This is a genomic window from uncultured Psychrobacter sp. (genome assembly GCF_947488565.1).
GTDB classification, from domain to species: Bacteria; Pseudomonadota; Gammaproteobacteria; order Pseudomonadales; family Moraxellaceae; genus Psychrobacter; species Psychrobacter saeujeotis.
This window is the reverse complement of the sequence record NZ_CANKZC010000003.1, coordinates 305,206-322,874: the sequence shown is the minus strand read 5'-3', so window position 1 is coordinate 322,874 and position 17,669 is coordinate 305,206. Positions and strand designations below refer to the sequence as shown.

Here is a 17,669-nt window from a genome sequence, read left to right as displayed (position 1 = left end):
GCAACCATAGCTGACACTAGAGTTTTCACTCGATTCACGGTAAAATGTGCTAATTTTTTGATTCACTTTTGCCTCTTATTTTCCGTTAACATTCAATTATGACTGATTTAGTAACGACAGTCCTTGCAATTAAGCGATCTAACTATGCGTGAATACAACTTATTTACATCTGAATCCGTAAGCGAAGGCCATCCTGATAAAATGGCTGACCAAATCTCAGACGCCATTCTTGATGCCATTTTACGTGAAGACATCCAAGCTCGCGTAGCATGCGAGACGCTGGTCAAAACTGGTGCCGTCATACTAGCAGGTGAAGTGACGACTACTGCTAATATTGATGTAGAACGTATTGTACGTGATACGGTCAATGGTATCGGCTATCATCACTCAGATCTTGGCTTCGATGGTGAGACTTGTGCGGTTATTAATATGCTTGGTAAGCAATCACCTGAAATCGCTCAAGGTGTCGATCGTAGCAGCCCAGAAGAGCAAGGCGCTGGTGATCAAGGCTTAATGTTTGGCTATGCTAGTAATGAAACCGAAGTATTAATGCCGGCTCCTATTGAGTTTGCGCATCGTCTTATGGAGCGTCAGTCTGAGCTACGCCGAGCCGGTGATCTGCCTTGGTTACGTCCAGATGCCAAAGCACAAGTTACCTTAAAATATGATGGCAATCGTCCGACTGCGATTGATGCTGTGGTATTGTCTACTCAGCATGACCCAAGTATCTCGCAAAAAGATCTGCAAGAAGCCGTCATGGAATCTATCATTAAACAAGTACTGCCAGCCGATCTATTGCATGCTGGTACTCGCTACCACATCAATCCAACTGGCAAGTTTGTCATTGGTGGTCCTGTCGGTGATGCAGGCTTAACCGGACGTAAAATCATCGTCGATACCTACGGCGGTATGGCTCGTCATGGTGGCGGCGCATTCAGTGGTAAAGATCCTTCAAAAGTTGATCGCAGCGCCGCTTATGCGGTACGTTATGTCGCCAAAAACATCGTCGCGGCAGGATTGGCTGAGCGCTGTGAAGTACAAGTGAGCTACGCGATTGGGGTCGCTGAACCTACCTCTATCTCGGTAAATACCTTTGGTACAAGTAAAATCAGCTCTGAAGAGATCATTCGCCTGATTCGCACGCATTTCGATTTGCGTCCTTATGGCATCACGCAAATGCTCAACTTACTCCAGCCTATGTATCAACGCACAGCAACCTTTGGACATTTTGGTCGCGTTGGCTCTGAGACTGCCTTTACTTGGGAAAAAACAGACAAAGCTGAATTGCTAAAAGCAGATGCAGGTCTATAAATCTATATTCAAATACACTCAATAGGAGTCGCTTATGTCTCAAGATAATATTGATAACAACGCTCAAAATCACAATGTAAATGACAATGCTGAAGCATTGGCGGAAATCACCCCTGAAATGCAGGCATTTTATCAGCGAGCCGATGCCATCATTGGTGTTGCAAACAGCCAATTGGGTCCTGATGCTCATTCAGGTCAAGTCGGCGCTTCATTGCTTTATGCAGCTGCGCGTTATAGCGCTTCAGTCGCCTCTATTGGTTTTGTAAAGGGTGATGACTTTGCAAAAGAAAAAGACGATATCGTAGAGTTTTACGTTAAGCAGTACCGTCAGATGTTAAGTGACAATTTGACTGATTATGCACAAAACTTCGATAAATATGTTCAGCTCAATCAAGATGATAAGTCGTCTAAATAAACACCCTATTATCTAATCCGAAAATAAAAACCCCAGCCTATAAATAGGCTGGGGTTTTTTATTGGCTATCTTTTTAACAGATGACTGACTACAATTAGACTAGTACTTAGGAAACTTAGGCTATTTAAGCTTAGGCCATCTTTAACTTATAAAAGCAAATATAGCAGAATAGTCTGCTATATAACCGATTATTAGCTCATCCCCTACAACAGGATGTTGTAGTTTTTATAAATTGCGACTTTCATAAATTATGCTTCTCATAAATAAGGACATATTATGTTTAACAATAGTTTTTGGACCTCTTGGCGTTCATGCTTGTCGTCACTTGTAATATCTGTAGCGATAACAATAGCAGGCTGTAGTAATATACCGAGTGTCGCCGAGCCTGATAGCACTTCGATTCATACACCGTCTACTGCTCAACCAGCGCCTAGCAACGATTTGTTTACTAAGTGCCCGCCTCACAACCCAGAGCAAAACATGTGTACCATGCAGTACGACCCTGTTTGCGTTACTACTAAAGTTGGCTCGGTAGTCAGTTATCGTACGGCAGGTAATGCCTGCTCAGCCTGTGGCACAACTGCAGCGATAGGTTATGTACCAGGGAAATGTATCTAAACTTTTAATAGCCTTAAAAAATCTAGCGTTATACTTATAAAAAACCCCAGCCTATTTATAAACTGGGGTTTTTTATTATTCGCATCATTTTTACAATCTTACTAATCAGACTTGGTAACTTTAGGAGGACCTTTTAGCAAATGTTCATCACGGAACTCGTTTGCTGAGTTATGTTCTGCTGATTCCTCAGTGACAAACCACTGCTGATTGCGATATAACACCAGACGATCTCGGCTCAAGCCGCGAAGTAGCGCGTACATCATGACCAGCATGACAATAGCAAAGGGGAACCCTGACACAATAGCTGCGGCCTGCAATGCCCCAAGTCCTCCCGCTGCTAGCAATATCGCTGCAATCACACCTTCAGTCCCTGCCCAAAACAGGCGCTGAACCTTAGGTGGATTGGTATCACCGCCCGATGTCAACATATCGATGACGAAGCTGGCAGAATCAGATGAGGTCACGAACCATAGTACGATCATGACAATAATTAAGGCAGTTGCTGCTTGAGTAAAGGGATAGGTTTCCATCAATTTAAAGATAGCACTACCAGTATCTGCTTGTACTGCCTCAACCAGTCCAGGACTGGCAATGTCAGGACTGACTGCAGCCATTAGCTCCATGTGCACTGCCGACCCGCCAAATGCTGTAAACCATAAGAACAATATGGTAACCGGAATCAGTAACACCCCTAATATGAATTCACGAATCGTGCGACCACGAGAAATACGGGCGACGAATACGCCAACGAACGGTGACCAGCTGATCCACCATGCCCAATAAAAGATTGTCCATGAAGATTGCCAGTTTTCTTGACCTTCATAAGACTCTGTCCATAAGGCTAGCGGAACAACTTGGTGCAGATAATTACCGATATTCTCTACAAAACTATTAAATATAAACTGCGTTGGGCCTAAGATAATCACAAAGCTCAATAGCACAATAGTCAGAAAAATATTGATGTCACTTAAACGCTTAATACCTTTATCCAGTCCCATCAATAGCGACAGTCCAGCAAGCGCGGTAATAACTGCAATCAAGACAATCTGCACTGTAATGTTATTAGGAATGCCGAATAGACTCTCAAGACCAGAGTTGATCTGTAACACACCTAAGCCTAAGGTTGTGACCACCCCAAACATTGTGCCAAACACAGCCAACGTATCAACAGTATGACCCCAACGTCCATAGATTCTTTGACCTAATAATGGATAAAGCGTTGAGCGAATGGAGAGTGGTAAACCACGGCGATAGTGAAAATAAGCCAATGCTAAAGCCACCATGCCATAAATCGCCCACACATGGATACCGTAATGTAAAAACGAGATATTCATCGCAAGCTTGGCAGATGCAACCGTCTCTCCTTCGCCTAGTGGCGGTGCCATAAAGTGGTACAACGGCTCAGCCGTACCCCAGTAAAGCAAACCAATACCGATACCCGCTGAAAACAACATTCCAATCCAAGAGATGAGTTTGTATTCCGGCTTTTCCATCTGATGTCCAAGCCTAATATCACCATATCGGCTAAATATTAGATAGATACTCATGACCACGGCTAAGTTGACTACCATGATAAAAAACCAGCCAAAACGAATTGAGATAAACGCTTTTGCTTGCCCAAACACTACGCTTGCCAGCTCATTAAAAAAGGCACCGAAGATAATAAACGCAATAATTAAAATCGCTGAAGACAAAAATACTGGTTTACTTACCCTTGGAAAAGGGCCCAATCGACCAACTTTAACGTGATCCATAGATTTTTCCAAAATTAAAAAAAACGATACCCTATCAAGATATTGCCTACTTATCAAACGCAGTGTCGTTACGGTTGAGTTCTCATTAAGAAAAGTTTGAAAGTAGCCTGACTCTAATCACTACTTTATTAACTAATAAAACCCCAATCTACGAATAGATTGAGGTTTTGTGTAGCGACGTGCAATTTTATATTATGCTTTAATCACCCTTAGCAATCTCAGGTGGTCCTTCTAATAGTTCTTCATCAACGAACTCGTTAGCCGTATTATGCTCGACCGACTCTTCCGTGATAAAGCGCTGCTCTGCACGGTACAATATAAGCTCATCACGATTGAATCCTCGTATCATAGCGTACAGCATGACAAAGACGACAACGGCAAACGGGAATCCTGCCACGATAGCAGCCGCTTGTAGGGCACCCAAACCGCCCGCTGCCAGTAGAATAGCAGCCACAAAACCTTGAGTTATCGCCCAAAATAGACGCTGAATCTTGGGCGGATTGGTCTCACCACCCGCAGTTAGCATATCGATCACAAAACTTGCTGAATCTGAAGAGGTCACAAACCATAAAACAATCATGATGATGATTAACATCGTTGTGGCTTGCGTAAATGGATAAAACTCCATTAATTTGAAAATAGCATTACCGTAGTCATTTTGTACCACTTCAATGAATCCAGGATTGCCAATCAGCTCCATATTTACAGCCACACCGCCAAAGGTTGTGAACCAGAAAAACAGGATAACCATAGGAATAAACAAGACGCCTAATAAGAATTCACGAATGGTACGACCACGGCTAATACGAGCGATAAACACGCCAACAAATGGTGACCAGCTAATCCACCAAGCCCAATAGAAAATAGTCCATGATGACTGCCAATCGCCCTTACTATAAGCTTCACTCCAAAAGCCTAATTGAACGATATTTTGTACATAGTTACCGACGTTTTCAACCAAGCTGTCCATGATGTATTGAGTTGGGCCCATGATAAAAGCAAACCCTAGCAGTACAAAGGTCAAAACAATATTGGTGTCACTAAGACGCTTAATGCCTTTATCCAATCCCATTAATAAAGAACCACAGGCGAGCATAGTAATAAAAGCAATCAGGATAATTTGTACGGGTACCGAATTTGGTAAACCAAACAATCCCTCAAGCCCTGAGTTGATTTGTAATACACCAAAACCTAAGGTAGTGACGACACCAAACATCGTACCGAATACAGCCAACGTATCAACAGCATGGCCCCACCCGCCATAAATCCTTTTGCCCAACAATGGATACAGACTTGAGCGAATAGAGAGTGGCAGACCACGGCGAAAGTGGAAGTATGCCAGAGACAACGCCACGATGGCATAAATGGCCCAAGCATGGATACCATAGTGCAAGAACGAGATGTTCATTGCTTGTTTGGCGGCTTCTACTGTCTCAGCTTCGCCAAGAGGTGGTGCCATAAAGTGATAAACAGGTTCTGCGGTGCCCCAGTACATGATACCGATACCAATACCTGCTGAGAACAACATGCCAATCCAAGATGGCAGACTATACTGTGGCCTTTCGGTCTGATGACCCAAGCGGATGTCACCATACTTACTAAAAATCAAATATAAACTTAGCACCACTGCCACGTTCATTAAAATAACGAATAGCCAGCCAAATCGCCGAGTAATGAAACCCTGTGCTGCAGCAAATACTGAATCAGCCAGCTCATGAAACAGAGCGCCAAATATAATAAAACCCACGATCAAAACTGCCGAGGCAATAAAAACAGGCTTATTAACTCGTGGAAAAGGTCCTAGACGACCAATTTTGAGTTCACTCATAATACCTTCCTAAAATAGAGTTGTGCCACTATGTTTGGATATAAACAACCTATCAAACCTAAAAATATATATAACCGCATAAAAATAGCCCTAAATGTGAGGGCTATCTGTGTATGAAAATTCTAATAATAACAATAACGATAACAGGTAATATAGATTAGTCACCTTTAGCAATCTTAGGCGGACCTTCCAATAGATCTTCATCAACGAACTCGTTCGCCGTATTATGATCTGCTGATTCTGCAGTAATGTAATACTGTTGAGCTCTATACAGTATCAACTGATCTCTACTTAAACCACGTAGTAGCGCGTACATCATCACAAATACGACTAAAGCAAATGGTAGACCTGCTACGATAGCTGCTGCCTGTAAAGCACTTAGTCCACCGGCTGCAAGTAAAACTGCAGCTATGACGCCTTCTGTACTTGCCCAAAATAAGCGCTGAATTTTTGGCGGATTGGTATCGCCACCGGCTGTTAGCATATCAATGACAAAGCTTGCCGAATCTGATGATGTTACAAACCAAAGTACAATCATAATGACAATTATAAAAGTAATCGGTTTGGTTAACGGGTAGTACTCGATCAGCTTAAAGATGGCACTACCAAAATCTGCTTGTACCGCTTCAACGAGTCCTGGACTAGCCAATGCAGGATCAATAGCAGCAAGCAACTCCATATGAATAGCAACGCCGCCAAAAGTCGTAAACCAAAAAAACAAGATTGTTATTGGTATTAACATGACCCCTAACACAAACTCACGAATGGTCCGGCCGCGACTAATACGGGCAATAAATATACCGACGAATGGCGCCCAACTTACCCACCACGCCCAGTAAAATATCGTCCATGAAGACTGCCAGTTTTCTTGACCTTCATAAGCTTCGCCCCACAGTCCTAGTGGAACAAACACTGATAAATAGTTACCGACGTTTTCAAGGAAACTATCGAAGATAAATAACGTTGGTCCTAGAATAACCATAAAGCCAAGTAAGATGGCTGTCAGTCCGATATTGATATCACTTAGGCGTTTGATACCTTTATCCAAACCCATTAACACAGAAATAACGGCTAAAACCGTTATAAAAGCAATTAAAGCAATTTGTACTGTTAAACTATTAGGCGTACCAAATAACTTCTCAAGTCCTGAGTTTATTTGCAAAACCCCCAGACCCAAAGATGTTACAACACCAAACATTGTCCCAAATACTGCTAGGATATCGACAGCGTGCCCCCATCGACCGAAGATCTTTTTACCTAATAACGGATAGAGCGTTGATCGAATTGATAGAGGTAAGCCGCGGCGATAATGAAAATAGGCGAGAGACAATGCAACAAACGCGTACAGTGCCCAAGCGTGTAATCCCCAATGCAAAAAGGTAAAGTTAATAGCTTGTTTAGCCGTCTCTACGCTATTTGGCTCACCTAATGGAGGCGCCATAAAGTGGTATAAAGGCTCAGCGGTGCCCCAATAGATCAAACCAATACCAACACCAGCAGAAAACAGCATGCCGATCCATGAGAATAGACTATATTGTGGTGCCTCTGTTTGGAGACCCAAACGAATGTCACCATAACGGCTCATGGCTAAATAAATACATAACGCTAAAGCCAAGTTCATTAATAGAATAAAAAGCCAGCCAAACTTATCAGTAATAAAACCCTGCAAAAAACCAAAAAGAGTACCAGCAGTTTCAGTAAATAGCACTCCAAAGATAATAAAACCGACGATTAAAATACCTGACGTAATAAAAACAGGCTTACTCACTCGCGGAAACGGTCCCAATCTCTCAACTTTTACATGATCCATCTGTAAATTTACCTTAATTTCCTGTGAGGCACACAATAACAAGATATTTCTTAACTATCAAATCTAATTCAACTACTTACAAGTTTGCAACTGACTGCAATACTGCGGATTAATGCCTTATAACCAGTTTAAAAAAAGTAATAATAGTAAGAATTAAGCATTAATATCTCTTATTATTACAGATGTGTCTTAACTCACTCTACTCCTTTATATGCTAACAATTAGGAATCATCGCAGCACCTATATGCAAAGTTATATAAATCAAATAAAGAGGCATATTCTTATTTTGGCAAGAGTTGTAACAATCTACCGCTATCGCCATCTTCTAATACCCACACTTCACCATCGACTGTCAGAACGTTACGAATACGAGCACCCATATCATAACGATAACGCTCAGACGCATCGCCTGTCTCTTTCATATCGACTACGATTAAAGCTTTGGATGATAAACCACTCATCAGTGCATCGCCCTGCCATTCTGGAAAATTGTTTTGATTACCAGCGCTATAGATACTCATAGATGAGGGTGAAATAACCGGTGTCCATGTGATTTTAGGCGGCTCGAACTCAGGACGGGTGTCGTGATCAGGAATATCAGTACCCGAATAGTTACGGCCATTAGAAACCACAGGCCAGCCATAGTTATTGCCTTTTTTAATAAGATTAAACTCATCACCGCCGCGAGGTCCCATCTCATTGACCCACAATCTGCCTGACTCATCAAATGCCATACCAAGTACATTACGATGGCCTATTGTCCAAAACTGTGAAGCAATATTGCCAGTATTGCCAGCAAATGGATTGTCTTTAGGGACAGACCCATCAGCATTTAACCGAATTATTTTACCCAAATTAACGGTCATATCCTGTGAAGGATCCTTTTTCTGACGCTCCCCTGAACTGATGTATAAATACTGTCCATCAGGAGAAAATAGTAATCGATGACTATAATGACCTTGACCCTTTACTTTTGGCGTTTGCTGCCAAATAGGCGTGATAGCTTGCAAACTTGGTGAATCAGTGTCTAGCCCTACAAGTTTGGCTTTAACGACCTTAGCGCCAAATGTATTGTTGTCGGGACCGTCACCTGCTTCAACATAACTGATATATACCATCTTACTCGTTGCAAAATCAGGCGCTAACACAATATCTCCAAGACCGCCTTGTCCGCCATATGCCACACTTGGCACACCATCGACTTGTGTCTTATTGCTCGTTTGAGTATCAACGATAAAGAGCTCACCTGTTTTTTGGGTCACAAGTAGTTTGAGAGGGTCATTGGCTGTTTTTGGTAGCGCTGCCATTGCCCATGGTTCATTGAAGGTCGCAAACTCTTTAGTCGTAAATTCAGGTTTGTTGGTGCTTTTTTGCGCACTATTAGCAGCATCATCAGACGCTTTTATGGTTGGGGGCGTTGTATCAGTGTTTAAGGTGGTTGAGTTAGAGCAAGCAGAGGCACTAAATAGTAACGCTACTATGCTCAAAGGTACATTGATACGTTTAGTAATGGTTGTCATCATATTCTCCCTATTGATGTGCTTTTATCTAATATAGCAAGTGAAAACACCGTCAAGGTACAAATTATGTTTTTAAATAAAAAAACCCCTTACCTGCTGTTGCAAGTAAGGGGTCAGTTTTGTACTACACTTTAGCGTTATTAACTCATTCTAAGCTTATCAAAGGTAAGCTTATCATCTACATCTACGTCGACTTTGATAATGTCACCTGCGACAAAGTCACCTGCCAGTAGCTTTAATGACAATGGGTTTTCAATCTCTTGCTGGATAGCACGTTTTAGTGGACGTGCACCATATACTGGATCATAACCTACAGCGACCAGCTGACCCATTGCTTCATCAGATAAGGTAATATCTAATTCACGCTCTTGTAAGCGGCGACGCAGACGCTCTAGTTGGATATCAGCAATGCCAGCCATTTGTTCTTGACCGAGCGCATGGAACACTACGATCTCATCAATACGGTTGACGAACTCGGGACGGAAATGCTCACCAACTGAATCCATTACTGCCGCTTTGATGTCTTGGTAGTCTTCACCAACCATCTCTTGGATTTTATGTGAACCCAAATTACTGGTCATGATGATAACCGTGTTTTTAAAGTCTACCACCCGACCTTGCGAATCAGTCAAGCGCCCATCGTCCAATACCTGTAATAAGATATTAAACACATCTGGATGCGCTTTTTCTACTTCATCAAACAGCACAACACTATAAGGCTTGCGGCGTACAGCTTCGGTTAATGTACCGCCCTCTTCGTAGCCGACATAACCAGGAGGGGCACCTACCAAGCGACTGACACTGTGCTTTTCCATGAACTCACTCATGTCGATGCGCACCATCGCCTCTTCACTATCAAATAAGAAGTTTGCCAAAGACTTAGTCAGCTCAGTCTTACCTACCCCTGTTGGCCCTAGGAACAAGAACGAGCCAGAAGGACGATTCGGATCAGACAAGCCTGCCCGACTACGACGCACTGCATTAGCAACCGACTCAACTGCTTCGTCCTGACCGATAACGCGCTCGTGAAGTTTGTCTTCCATCGCCAGCATCTTATCGCGCTCACCTTGCATCATTTTACTGACAGGGATGCCTGTCGCCGCGGCCACCACTTCAGCAATCTCATTATCAGTGACTTTATTACGTAATAACTTTACGCCAGCAGGCTCACCTGTTTGCTCCTTTTGCTCAGCCAAGTCAGACTCATTGATACGGCGCTCAAGCTGCGGTATGGTTTCATACTGCAGTTTACTCATGGTCTCGTAATCGCCTTCTCGGCTTGCCTTATCATAAGCGATGCGTGTTTTGTCAAGCTCATCTTTGAGCTGTTGACTGCCTTTGACCAGCGCTTTTTCTGCTTGCCAGACTTCGTTAAGATCAGCGTATTCTTTTTCAAGCTCATCAATTTGCGTATCAAGCACTTTACGCTCAGCTCGTGCGCCAGCATCTTCTTCATTTTTGAGCACTTCGCGCTGCATTTTTAGCTGAATAAGACGACTATCAAGCTTACCTAGCGCTTCAGGTTTACTGTCCATCTCCATACGTAAACGACTGGCTGCTTCGTCTATTAAATCGATGGCCTTATCCGGCAGCTTACGATCAGTAATATAGCGATGACTCATACGCGCCGCCGCGATAATGGCACTGTCTTGAATATCAACACCATGATGCAACTCATAACGCTCTTTGAGACCACGAAGAATAGCAATGGTATCTTCAACCGTCGGCTCATCGACCAGTACCTTTTGGAAACGACGCTCAAGTGCCGCGTCTTTTTCAATATACTGGCGATATTCGTCCAAGGTCGTCGCCCCAACACAATGTAACTCACCACGTGCTAATGCAGGTTTTAACATGTTCCCGGCATCCATCGCGCCATCCGTTTTACCCGCACCAACCATGGTATGCAGCTCATCGATAAACAAGATAACGTTACCTTCTTGTTTGGCCAAGTCGCTCAGTACACCCTTGAGACGTTCTTCAAACTCACCGCGGAATTTTGCTCCAGCAATCAGTGCACCCAAGTCAAGCGACAGTACTTCTTTACGACGCAGACCCTCCGGCACGTCACCATTGATAATCTTTTGCGCTAGGCCTTCAACGATAGCCGTCTTACCGACACCTGGCTCACCAATGAGCACTGGGTTGTTTTTGGTACGGCGTGATAGCACCTGTATGGTGCGGCGAATCTCCTCATCACGGCCGATGACGGGGTCGAGCTTGCCAAGCTCTGCCTGCTCGGTTAGATTAATCGTATACTTATTAAGGGCATCACGCTGATCTTCAGCATTTTGATTGTCTACCTTCTCATTACCCCGTAGCTGTTCAATCACTGCTTTTAACTTATCAGCAGTCACCCCTGCACTCTCAAATATCTTTTTAGTCTCGCCCTGTTCAGCCAGTGCCAATATGACCCATTCAGTAGCAATAAAATCATCACCCGCTTTTTGTGCCTGACGATCTGCAAGATTTAAAATTTTGACCGAGTTTGGATTTAGATTGACATCTCCTGTCGGCTCGCTAATTTTGGCTTGATTGTCTAACGCTTTTGCTACACCGTTTTTTAGTGCAGGAATAGAGGCACCTGCCTGCTGACAGATAGACAAATTGGACTCATCTTGTAGCAGTACGGCAAGCAAATGCACTGGGTCGATACCAGTATTGTCACGTCCTAACGCTAGGCTTTGCGCCTCTTGAATGGCGGCTTGCAGCTTTTGCGTAAACTTCTCAAATCTCATAGTATTATCCTTTTATAATTCATATTTTTAACAGTTTTTATAACGGGCTTATAACAAGGCCCTTCTGTTTGTCTGCTATGTATATGCGGGATATCGGATTGTATTTCAACTAAATATATTTAGTGTCAACACCAGAAAATGACTTACTGGTAATAGTGCTCACATATACCAACTACAATTGCTTTGTTTTAAACCTTACCAGTAGTAATGATATTACTTATAGGCTATCAATTGGTGTGTTGTATGGCTATTTCAAGAGAAGAATATGGTAAGGAGAAATTATAAAATCTACGGCTCTAGAGGCTGTTAATACAAAAAGCCCAAAGCGTTGATTTAACCAATGCATTGGGCTCTTTCTGTATTAACTTAACATTTTAAATATTTTTAGCTGACCGTAGATAACGCTTCTTTTAATTTATCTTCAAAGGTATCTTTTATAAAGTGTGCATACTCTATACTGATGTGTTCTGCATCACGATACATTATCTTTCCAGAAAAAGTAGTCGGGCATTTTTCGGCGGTACAGAACATATCTGACATATCAATACCTGTAATAATGTCTTGATACTCTATAGTAGGATCAGTCGGCAATAGAGCCTCAGTCCGGTCTATGACACACGTATCTGTATCTGCTGCGTTCCTACTTCTATGTAAGCAGTCTGGTACATCAAAACCGAAGCGTGGATTGTCTCTTATCCCAATCACATCTATTTCATTATCAGAGATTACTTTCCAAGTATCAATATAAGATTGAGGGATAAACTCTTTTTGGTCTACTACGGTTCTAGTAGAATTGGTGATGACAGCATGAGGCGCTATCTCTATAATTTTTTCAACCGCCTCCTCATTCCATATGTGACAAGATTCGTTAGACTCTTCTACCACTCCTAAAGGACAACCCGCTTTTGTCATATTGATCACTTTAAAGTTATTCTCTTTACCGATGCTGTCTAGTGCGGTGATCCATTGTACTGCATGAGAGCCGCCTGCCAGTACTATCTCACGATCAGACGTCAAATCTCCAAAGTCGCAAGTAGTCACCTCCTCTCCGTCCATAGATTGATTGCACCCAGCAGCATAAGCAGCAGGGACCCTTTGCTTTATCGTAAGCAGACGTTCACGATCTGGTTTGAAGCTTTCATTTTCTAAGTAAATTTTATCGCCTGTAAATGGTTCAATAGATTTTTGTTCCAATTCTATCTTAGCGCTTTCAGTAGTAGAGACGACTTCGTGTCTAAAAGCGAAAGCCGCTACCATCACAGGTAAGAAAAATAGAATTCCGATTGAAAAATTCACCAGTACTTTTTCTCTTGGTATTCTTCTAAAAGGAGATTCTATCTTTTTGCTGGTAAAGTAGGCCAAAAGCGTAGACACGCTCATGATCATTAGCCCTTGTATCAGACTAATAGACTCATAACCAAAATATTCTTTATAAAATATCAATATAGGCCAATGCCACAGATAGATAGTGAAAGATATCCCCCCTAAGAATACTAGGAATTTATTGGACAATAGCTTGTTTACAACGCCCTGACCACCGACACCTGACATAATAATAAAAACTGCACCAAGTACAGGAATTAAAGATATAGGACCCGAAAAATTTGCGCCTCTAGGTATAAAGATTGCACCGCCAATAATCAAAGCAATACCCAAGATGCCTAAAATCTGTCTATATTTTATTTTTTTGGCATTGGATATTAAAAGAAACGAGAGTGAACCGAAGAAAAACTCCCAAATTCTAGACAATGGATTGAAGTAACTCATAGCTGGATCGTCTTTGACCAGCATAGTAGCGTAGGCAAAGGATGCCAGTATAATAACAATTATTCCCAAAAAAAGAGGCGTAGATGTTTGTCTTTTCTTCGCAAAATAAGCAAGAGGAATCAAAACCAATGGAAAGACCACATAAAACTGCATTTGAATAGACAGTGCCCAAAACTGCTGAACCGGGCTTGGCGGTCTACCAGTAGATAGATAATCGACAGAGAGTCTAATTAACTGAATGTTTTCAAGATGCAAGGCACTGGCGATGATCTCATGTAACACGGTATATATTAGAACTGGCGATGAGATAAAGTAGCTGGCAATAAGTGTCGCTGCAAGTACAATATATGCTGATGGCGCGACTCTTTTTATAACGCCGCCCCAAAAAGGAAACGGGCTGACAGTGCCATTTAAAAAATAGCCTTTTAATACTATTGAAGCCATTAAAAATCCGGAAACGACGAAAAATACATCCACCCCACCTGATACCTTATTAAACCAGATATGGAACACCATGATGATAATAGCCCCTATGGCCCTCAGTCCTTGAATGTCGTTTCGATACTCATGGTGGGTGTACTTTTCAAACACGGGTTCCTCTCTATATTCAGATAAGCGATTATAGACAATAGCACAGAAATATTAAAAGGGAAGAGGTAACATAAAATAGTCTGGATATACGGTATTATAACGTTGATATACGGTTCTGTAATAAGATGATAATAATCTCCGTGGCTGTTTTTATCGTTGAAGAAGTGCCTTTAAAGTCGCTTTATTGATGAGTTGAAATGATAAATTATAGACAGTAATTATCAATAAGAGTCAATAGCCACAAGACATGCACAGAGTTAAAAACAAACCTTTGATTTATAAGGACTTTATCCACAATTGTATTATAAGAGTAGCTTTAGAAGGATAGACGAGTATCTTTTTGCAGTTAATGCTATTGACCTGGACTGTTGAAATTGTATTTACATCAACAATCAGAATTCATCTAATTTAGATAAAAGATGAACTTATAACGAGTAATTTAGAGAAAAATACAGAGAAGTGATAAGCGCTTTACTCTTGTTCGCTGTTTATTGGGAAGCCATATTACTATATCGACCAATTTTGCATCTACTATAAATAGCAAAGCGCTATGCTAAATGTCATGTCTTTTTTATAAATAAGAATTTTATATCAAGGAGTTATCGGATTTTACAGCCAGTTAATACAGGTTAAACCATACGAATGGCGCCATCCAGGCGAATGACTTCCCCATTTAAGTAAGCATTATCAATAATGTGAGTGACCAGTTTGGCAAACTCATTAGGAGCGCCCAAACGTTTAGGATAAGGAACGCCCGCCTCTAACTGCTCACGCGCTTTTTCAGGAATGGTATCCATCATAGGTGTTGCAAAGACCCCAGGCGCGATCGTCATGACGCGAATACCGTGACGGGCCAGCTCACGAGCGAGTGGCAAGGTCAAACCGACCACGCCCGCTTTAGATGATGCATAGCTTGCTTGCCCTACTTGCCCATCAAAAGCAGCGATAGATGCCGTATTGATAATGACACCATTATCAGTGTTCTTTTCTGCCACGTTCTCTGTATCACTGTTGTTCGTTATGCGCTTAGCAATGGAAGCTGCGACCAAACGTGCCACGTTAAAAGAGCCAACAAGGTTGATATTAACCCCACGACTAAAGGCATCAAGCTCCGCTGGATTATTTTCGCGATCGAGCAGCTTTTGTACGACAGCGATACCTGCACAGTTGATAGATCCTTGTAGACCGCCAAATGCTTCTTCGGCTTTATTGACAGCCGCCTGTACCTCTTCGCCACTGGTAATATCACAGCGTACAAACCGTACATTATCACCCAGCTCATCGACCAATGCTTGTCCGGTTGACTCGTTCAAATCAGCGATAACGACTTTGCCGCCTTCATTAACGATGGCACGAACGACTGCCTCACCCAATCCTGATGCACCACCAGTGACTAAAAAGCTGTGTTGTTGAATTTGCATTATTATTCCTTAACCATTTAAGGTTTTGTATTTTTAGTTGAAATCTTGCAAAACTTTTAGTTGAAAGTATTAAAAATCTTGACAATTAGGCCTATTCATTTAGCAGCTTATTCAGCAGTCAAACTACGTAATAAAAAGCGCTGAATCTTGCCGCTTGGCGTTTTTGGTAATGCTGCAACAAACTCAATCTCACGTGGATAAGCATGGGTTGATAAACGCTTACGTACCAAGTCTTTAATTTGCTGGGCAATCTCGTCATTGCCTTCGATGCCATCTTTTAACACCACATAGGACTTAATATTGTGTCCGCGCACCTCATCAGGGACACCGACGGCGGCCGACTCAGCAACGGCCTCATGTTCTAATACAGTGTTTTCAACATCAGTTGGACCGACACGGTAACCTGCCGTCGTAATGATGTCATCATCACGACCTGAGAACCAATAGCTGCCATCACTATGACGCTCGACCACATCTCCTGTCAGATAATAGTCTTCAAAGAACGCCTGTTTTTCGTTCCAGCTATAACCACGGAAATAAAACGCTGGTGATTGACTGACTACAACTGCTAGCTGGCCTTGCTCGCCATCAGGCAATACTTGCATATCATCATCCAACACGACGAGGGTATGCCCTGGCAGAGCCATACCCATCGAGCCGACTGGGCATTCATGTTCTAACGCATGGTGTTCACAGCAGGTCATTCCGGTCTCTGTCTGCCCATATTGATCGCAGACTTGGCAGCCTAAATGGTTTTGCACCCAGCTTACTACTTCAGTATTTAAAGTCTCACCTGCTGAGTTGGCACAGCGTAATGATAATGTCGAAGTATTATTATCAGTGATTTCTTCAAAAACACCGCTTGATTTCATCATGCGAAATGCCGTTGGTGAAGAAGCTAAGTTGGTAATCTTATGACGCACCATAAAGTCGCGCGTATTGGTCGCATCAAAACCCGCCTCATTAAAATAAGTCGTGACACCTAATAGTAGAGGTCCGGTAATCGCATAATACAAACCGTACGCCCAACCTGGATCTGCCATATTCCAGTAGTTATCACTCTCGCGTAGATCAATCGCATAGCGCATATATAGATAAAAAGCTGGCAACGCGGCTAATGGAACACTGACACCTTTTGACTTGCCAACGGTTCCTGAGGTAAACATCTGCAAAAATGACGCATCCGTATCTAACAAGATTGGTTCTATATCTTGCGACTGTGTTGCTATCATCTCGTTATAATTGTCGTCATCCCAAGACTTGCTATCAGCTGCACTACCGATAAAGACCATTTTGGTCTGCTCAGCCAAATCTTCAAACTTGCTACGATTATCAGCGTTAGTGAAAACGATTTTGGTGTTGGCTTTGTCCATCCGGTACTTGATTGAATCATAGCCAAAAGCGGTAAATAGAGGCTGATATATCGCACCTAAACGCCAAGTTGCCAATACAATGATTAATAACTCAGGCGTACGCGGTAGCATGGTGGCTACTTGGTCACCGACTTTTACACCATAAGACTGTAATAAGCTGGCTACCTGTGCGCTGGCTTTATCTAACTCACCAAAGCTCATGCGCGTTATATTGCCCGCAGTATCTTCGTGGACCAGCGCGATAGTATCAGCACGGCCATCACGCACATGACGTCCACAGCAAGCCATATAAGCATTAAGCCGATCGTCCAGATGATCACCAAAGATCTCTGTTAACAACGCCTTCATGTCAAAATTATTATAATAATCAGCATAGCTTGCTAGAGTGTTTGAAGCATTCGAAGCAGGGTTTTGAGATGCATTGGTATTTGAAGATGAGATAGTCATGAGCTAATCCTTTAGCAATTTATAAATAGAGATAGATCAACGGTTCAAGTCAGATATATGTTAGTTCTAATAGCAA

General features: G+C 42.4%; 11 protein-coding genes. 3 read left to right on the top strand and 8 right to left on the bottom strand.

Going from position 1 to position 17,669, the window contains the following annotated elements; genetic code table 11:
* The first annotated feature begins 144 nt into the window (after nt 1-144).
* The 3 genes from metK (at nt 145) to Q0890_RS08490 (ending at nt 2,344) form a co-directional block, all read left to right on the top strand.
* On the top strand, nt 145-1,311 hold the full coding sequence (gene metK, locus Q0890_RS08500; RefSeq protein WP_299219483.1) for a methionine adenosyltransferase: 1,167 nt from the start codon (nt 145-147) through the stop codon (nt 1,309-1,311).
* A 34-nt stretch (nt 1,312-1,345) separates the two neighbouring features.
* Complete coding sequence (locus Q0890_RS08495; RefSeq protein WP_299219481.1) at nt 1,346-1,726, top strand: DUF3144 domain-containing protein; 381 nt, start codon at nt 1,346-1,348, stop codon at nt 1,724-1,726.
* Between the two features lie 276 nt (nt 1,727-2,002).
* Nucleotides 2,003-2,344 carry a hypothetical protein gene (locus tag Q0890_RS08490; RefSeq protein WP_299219480.1) on the top strand — a complete coding sequence of 114 codons (342 nt, stop codon included), beginning with the start codon at nt 2,003-2,005 and terminating at the stop codon, nt 2,342-2,344.
* Between the two features lie 101 nt (nt 2,345-2,445).
* On the opposite strand, the gene Q0890_RS08485 is transcribed toward Q0890_RS08490, so the two are convergent.
* From Q0890_RS08485 to Q0890_RS08450, 8 genes are all read right to left on the bottom strand, one after another.
* Nucleotides 2,446-4,098 (bottom strand): BCCT family transporter, encoded by a 1,653-nt coding sequence (locus Q0890_RS08485; protein ID WP_299219478.1) that lies wholly within the window; start codon nt 4,096-4,098, stop codon nt 2,446-2,448.
* A gap of 199 nt (nt 4,099-4,297) precedes the next feature.
* Nucleotides 4,298-5,926, bottom strand: a complete 1,629-nt coding sequence (locus Q0890_RS08480) for a BCCT family transporter (protein ID WP_299219476.1) — start codon at nt 5,924-5,926, stop codon at nt 4,298-4,300.
* Nucleotides 5,927-6,083: 157 nt separating this feature from the next.
* Entirely contained in the window at nt 6,084-7,736 is a 1,653-nt protein-coding gene (locus Q0890_RS08475) for a BCCT family transporter (RefSeq protein ID WP_299219474.1), read from the bottom strand.
* A 281-nt stretch (nt 7,737-8,017) separates the two neighbouring features.
* Nucleotides 8,018-9,256 (bottom strand): PQQ-dependent sugar dehydrogenase, encoded by a 1,239-nt coding sequence (locus Q0890_RS08470; protein WP_299219472.1) that lies wholly within the window; start codon nt 9,254-9,256, stop codon nt 8,018-8,020.
* Between the two features lie 140 nt (nt 9,257-9,396).
* On the bottom strand, nt 9,397-11,994 hold the full coding sequence (gene clpB, locus Q0890_RS08465; RefSeq protein ID WP_299219470.1) for an ATP-dependent chaperone ClpB: 2,598 nt from the start codon (nt 11,992-11,994) through the stop codon (nt 9,397-9,399).
* Nucleotides 11,995-12,378: 384 nt separating this feature from the next.
* Complete coding sequence (locus tag Q0890_RS08460) at nt 12,379-14,352, bottom strand: acyltransferase family protein (RefSeq protein WP_299219468.1); 1,974 nt, start codon at nt 14,350-14,352, stop codon at nt 12,379-12,381.
* A 629-nt stretch (nt 14,353-14,981) separates the two neighbouring features.
* The gene (locus Q0890_RS08455) at nt 14,982-15,773 is read right to left on the bottom strand and encodes an SDR family NAD(P)-dependent oxidoreductase (RefSeq protein ID WP_299219466.1); all 792 of its coding nucleotides are present in this window, start codon (nt 15,771-15,773) and stop codon (nt 14,982-14,984) included.
* A 107-nt stretch (nt 15,774-15,880) separates the two neighbouring features.
* Nucleotides 15,881-17,593: an AMP-binding protein gene (locus Q0890_RS08450; protein ID WP_299219464.1), complete on the bottom strand. Its 1,713-nt coding sequence runs from the start codon at nt 17,591-17,593 to the stop codon at nt 15,881-15,883.
* Between the last annotated feature and the right edge of the window lie 76 nt (nt 17,594-17,669).

Coding starts and splice junctions, on each gene's coding strand:
- metK (WP_299219483.1), top strand. CDS start 145: ATGCGTGAATACAACTTATTTACATCTGAATCCGTAAGCGAAGGCCAT.
- Q0890_RS08495 (WP_299219481.1), top strand. CDS start 1,346: ATGTCTCAAGATAATATTGATAACAACGCTCAAAATCACAATGTAAAT.
- Q0890_RS08490 (WP_299219480.1), top strand. CDS start 2,003: ATGTTTAACAATAGTTTTTGGACCTCTTGGCGTTCATGCTTGTCGTCA.
- Q0890_RS08485 (WP_299219478.1), bottom strand. CDS start 4,098: ATGGATCACGTTAAAGTTGGTCGATTGGGCCCTTTTCCAAGGGTAAGT.
- Q0890_RS08480 (WP_299219476.1), bottom strand. CDS start 5,926: ATGAGTGAACTCAAAATTGGTCGTCTAGGACCTTTTCCACGAGTTAAT.
- Q0890_RS08475 (WP_299219474.1), bottom strand. CDS start 7,736: ATGGATCATGTAAAAGTTGAGAGATTGGGACCGTTTCCGCGAGTGAGT.
- Q0890_RS08470 (WP_299219472.1), bottom strand. CDS start 9,256: ATGACAACCATTACTAAACGTATCAATGTACCTTTGAGCATAGTAGCG.
- clpB (WP_299219470.1), bottom strand. CDS start 11,994: ATGAGATTTGAGAAGTTTACGCAAAAGCTGCAAGCCGCCATTCAAGAG.
- Q0890_RS08455 (WP_299219466.1), bottom strand. CDS start 15,773: ATGCAAATTCAACAACACAGCTTTTTAGTCACTGGTGGTGCATCAGGA.
- Q0890_RS08450 (WP_299219464.1), bottom strand. CDS start 17,593: ATGACTATCTCATCTTCAAATACCAATGCATCTCAAAACCCTGCTTCG.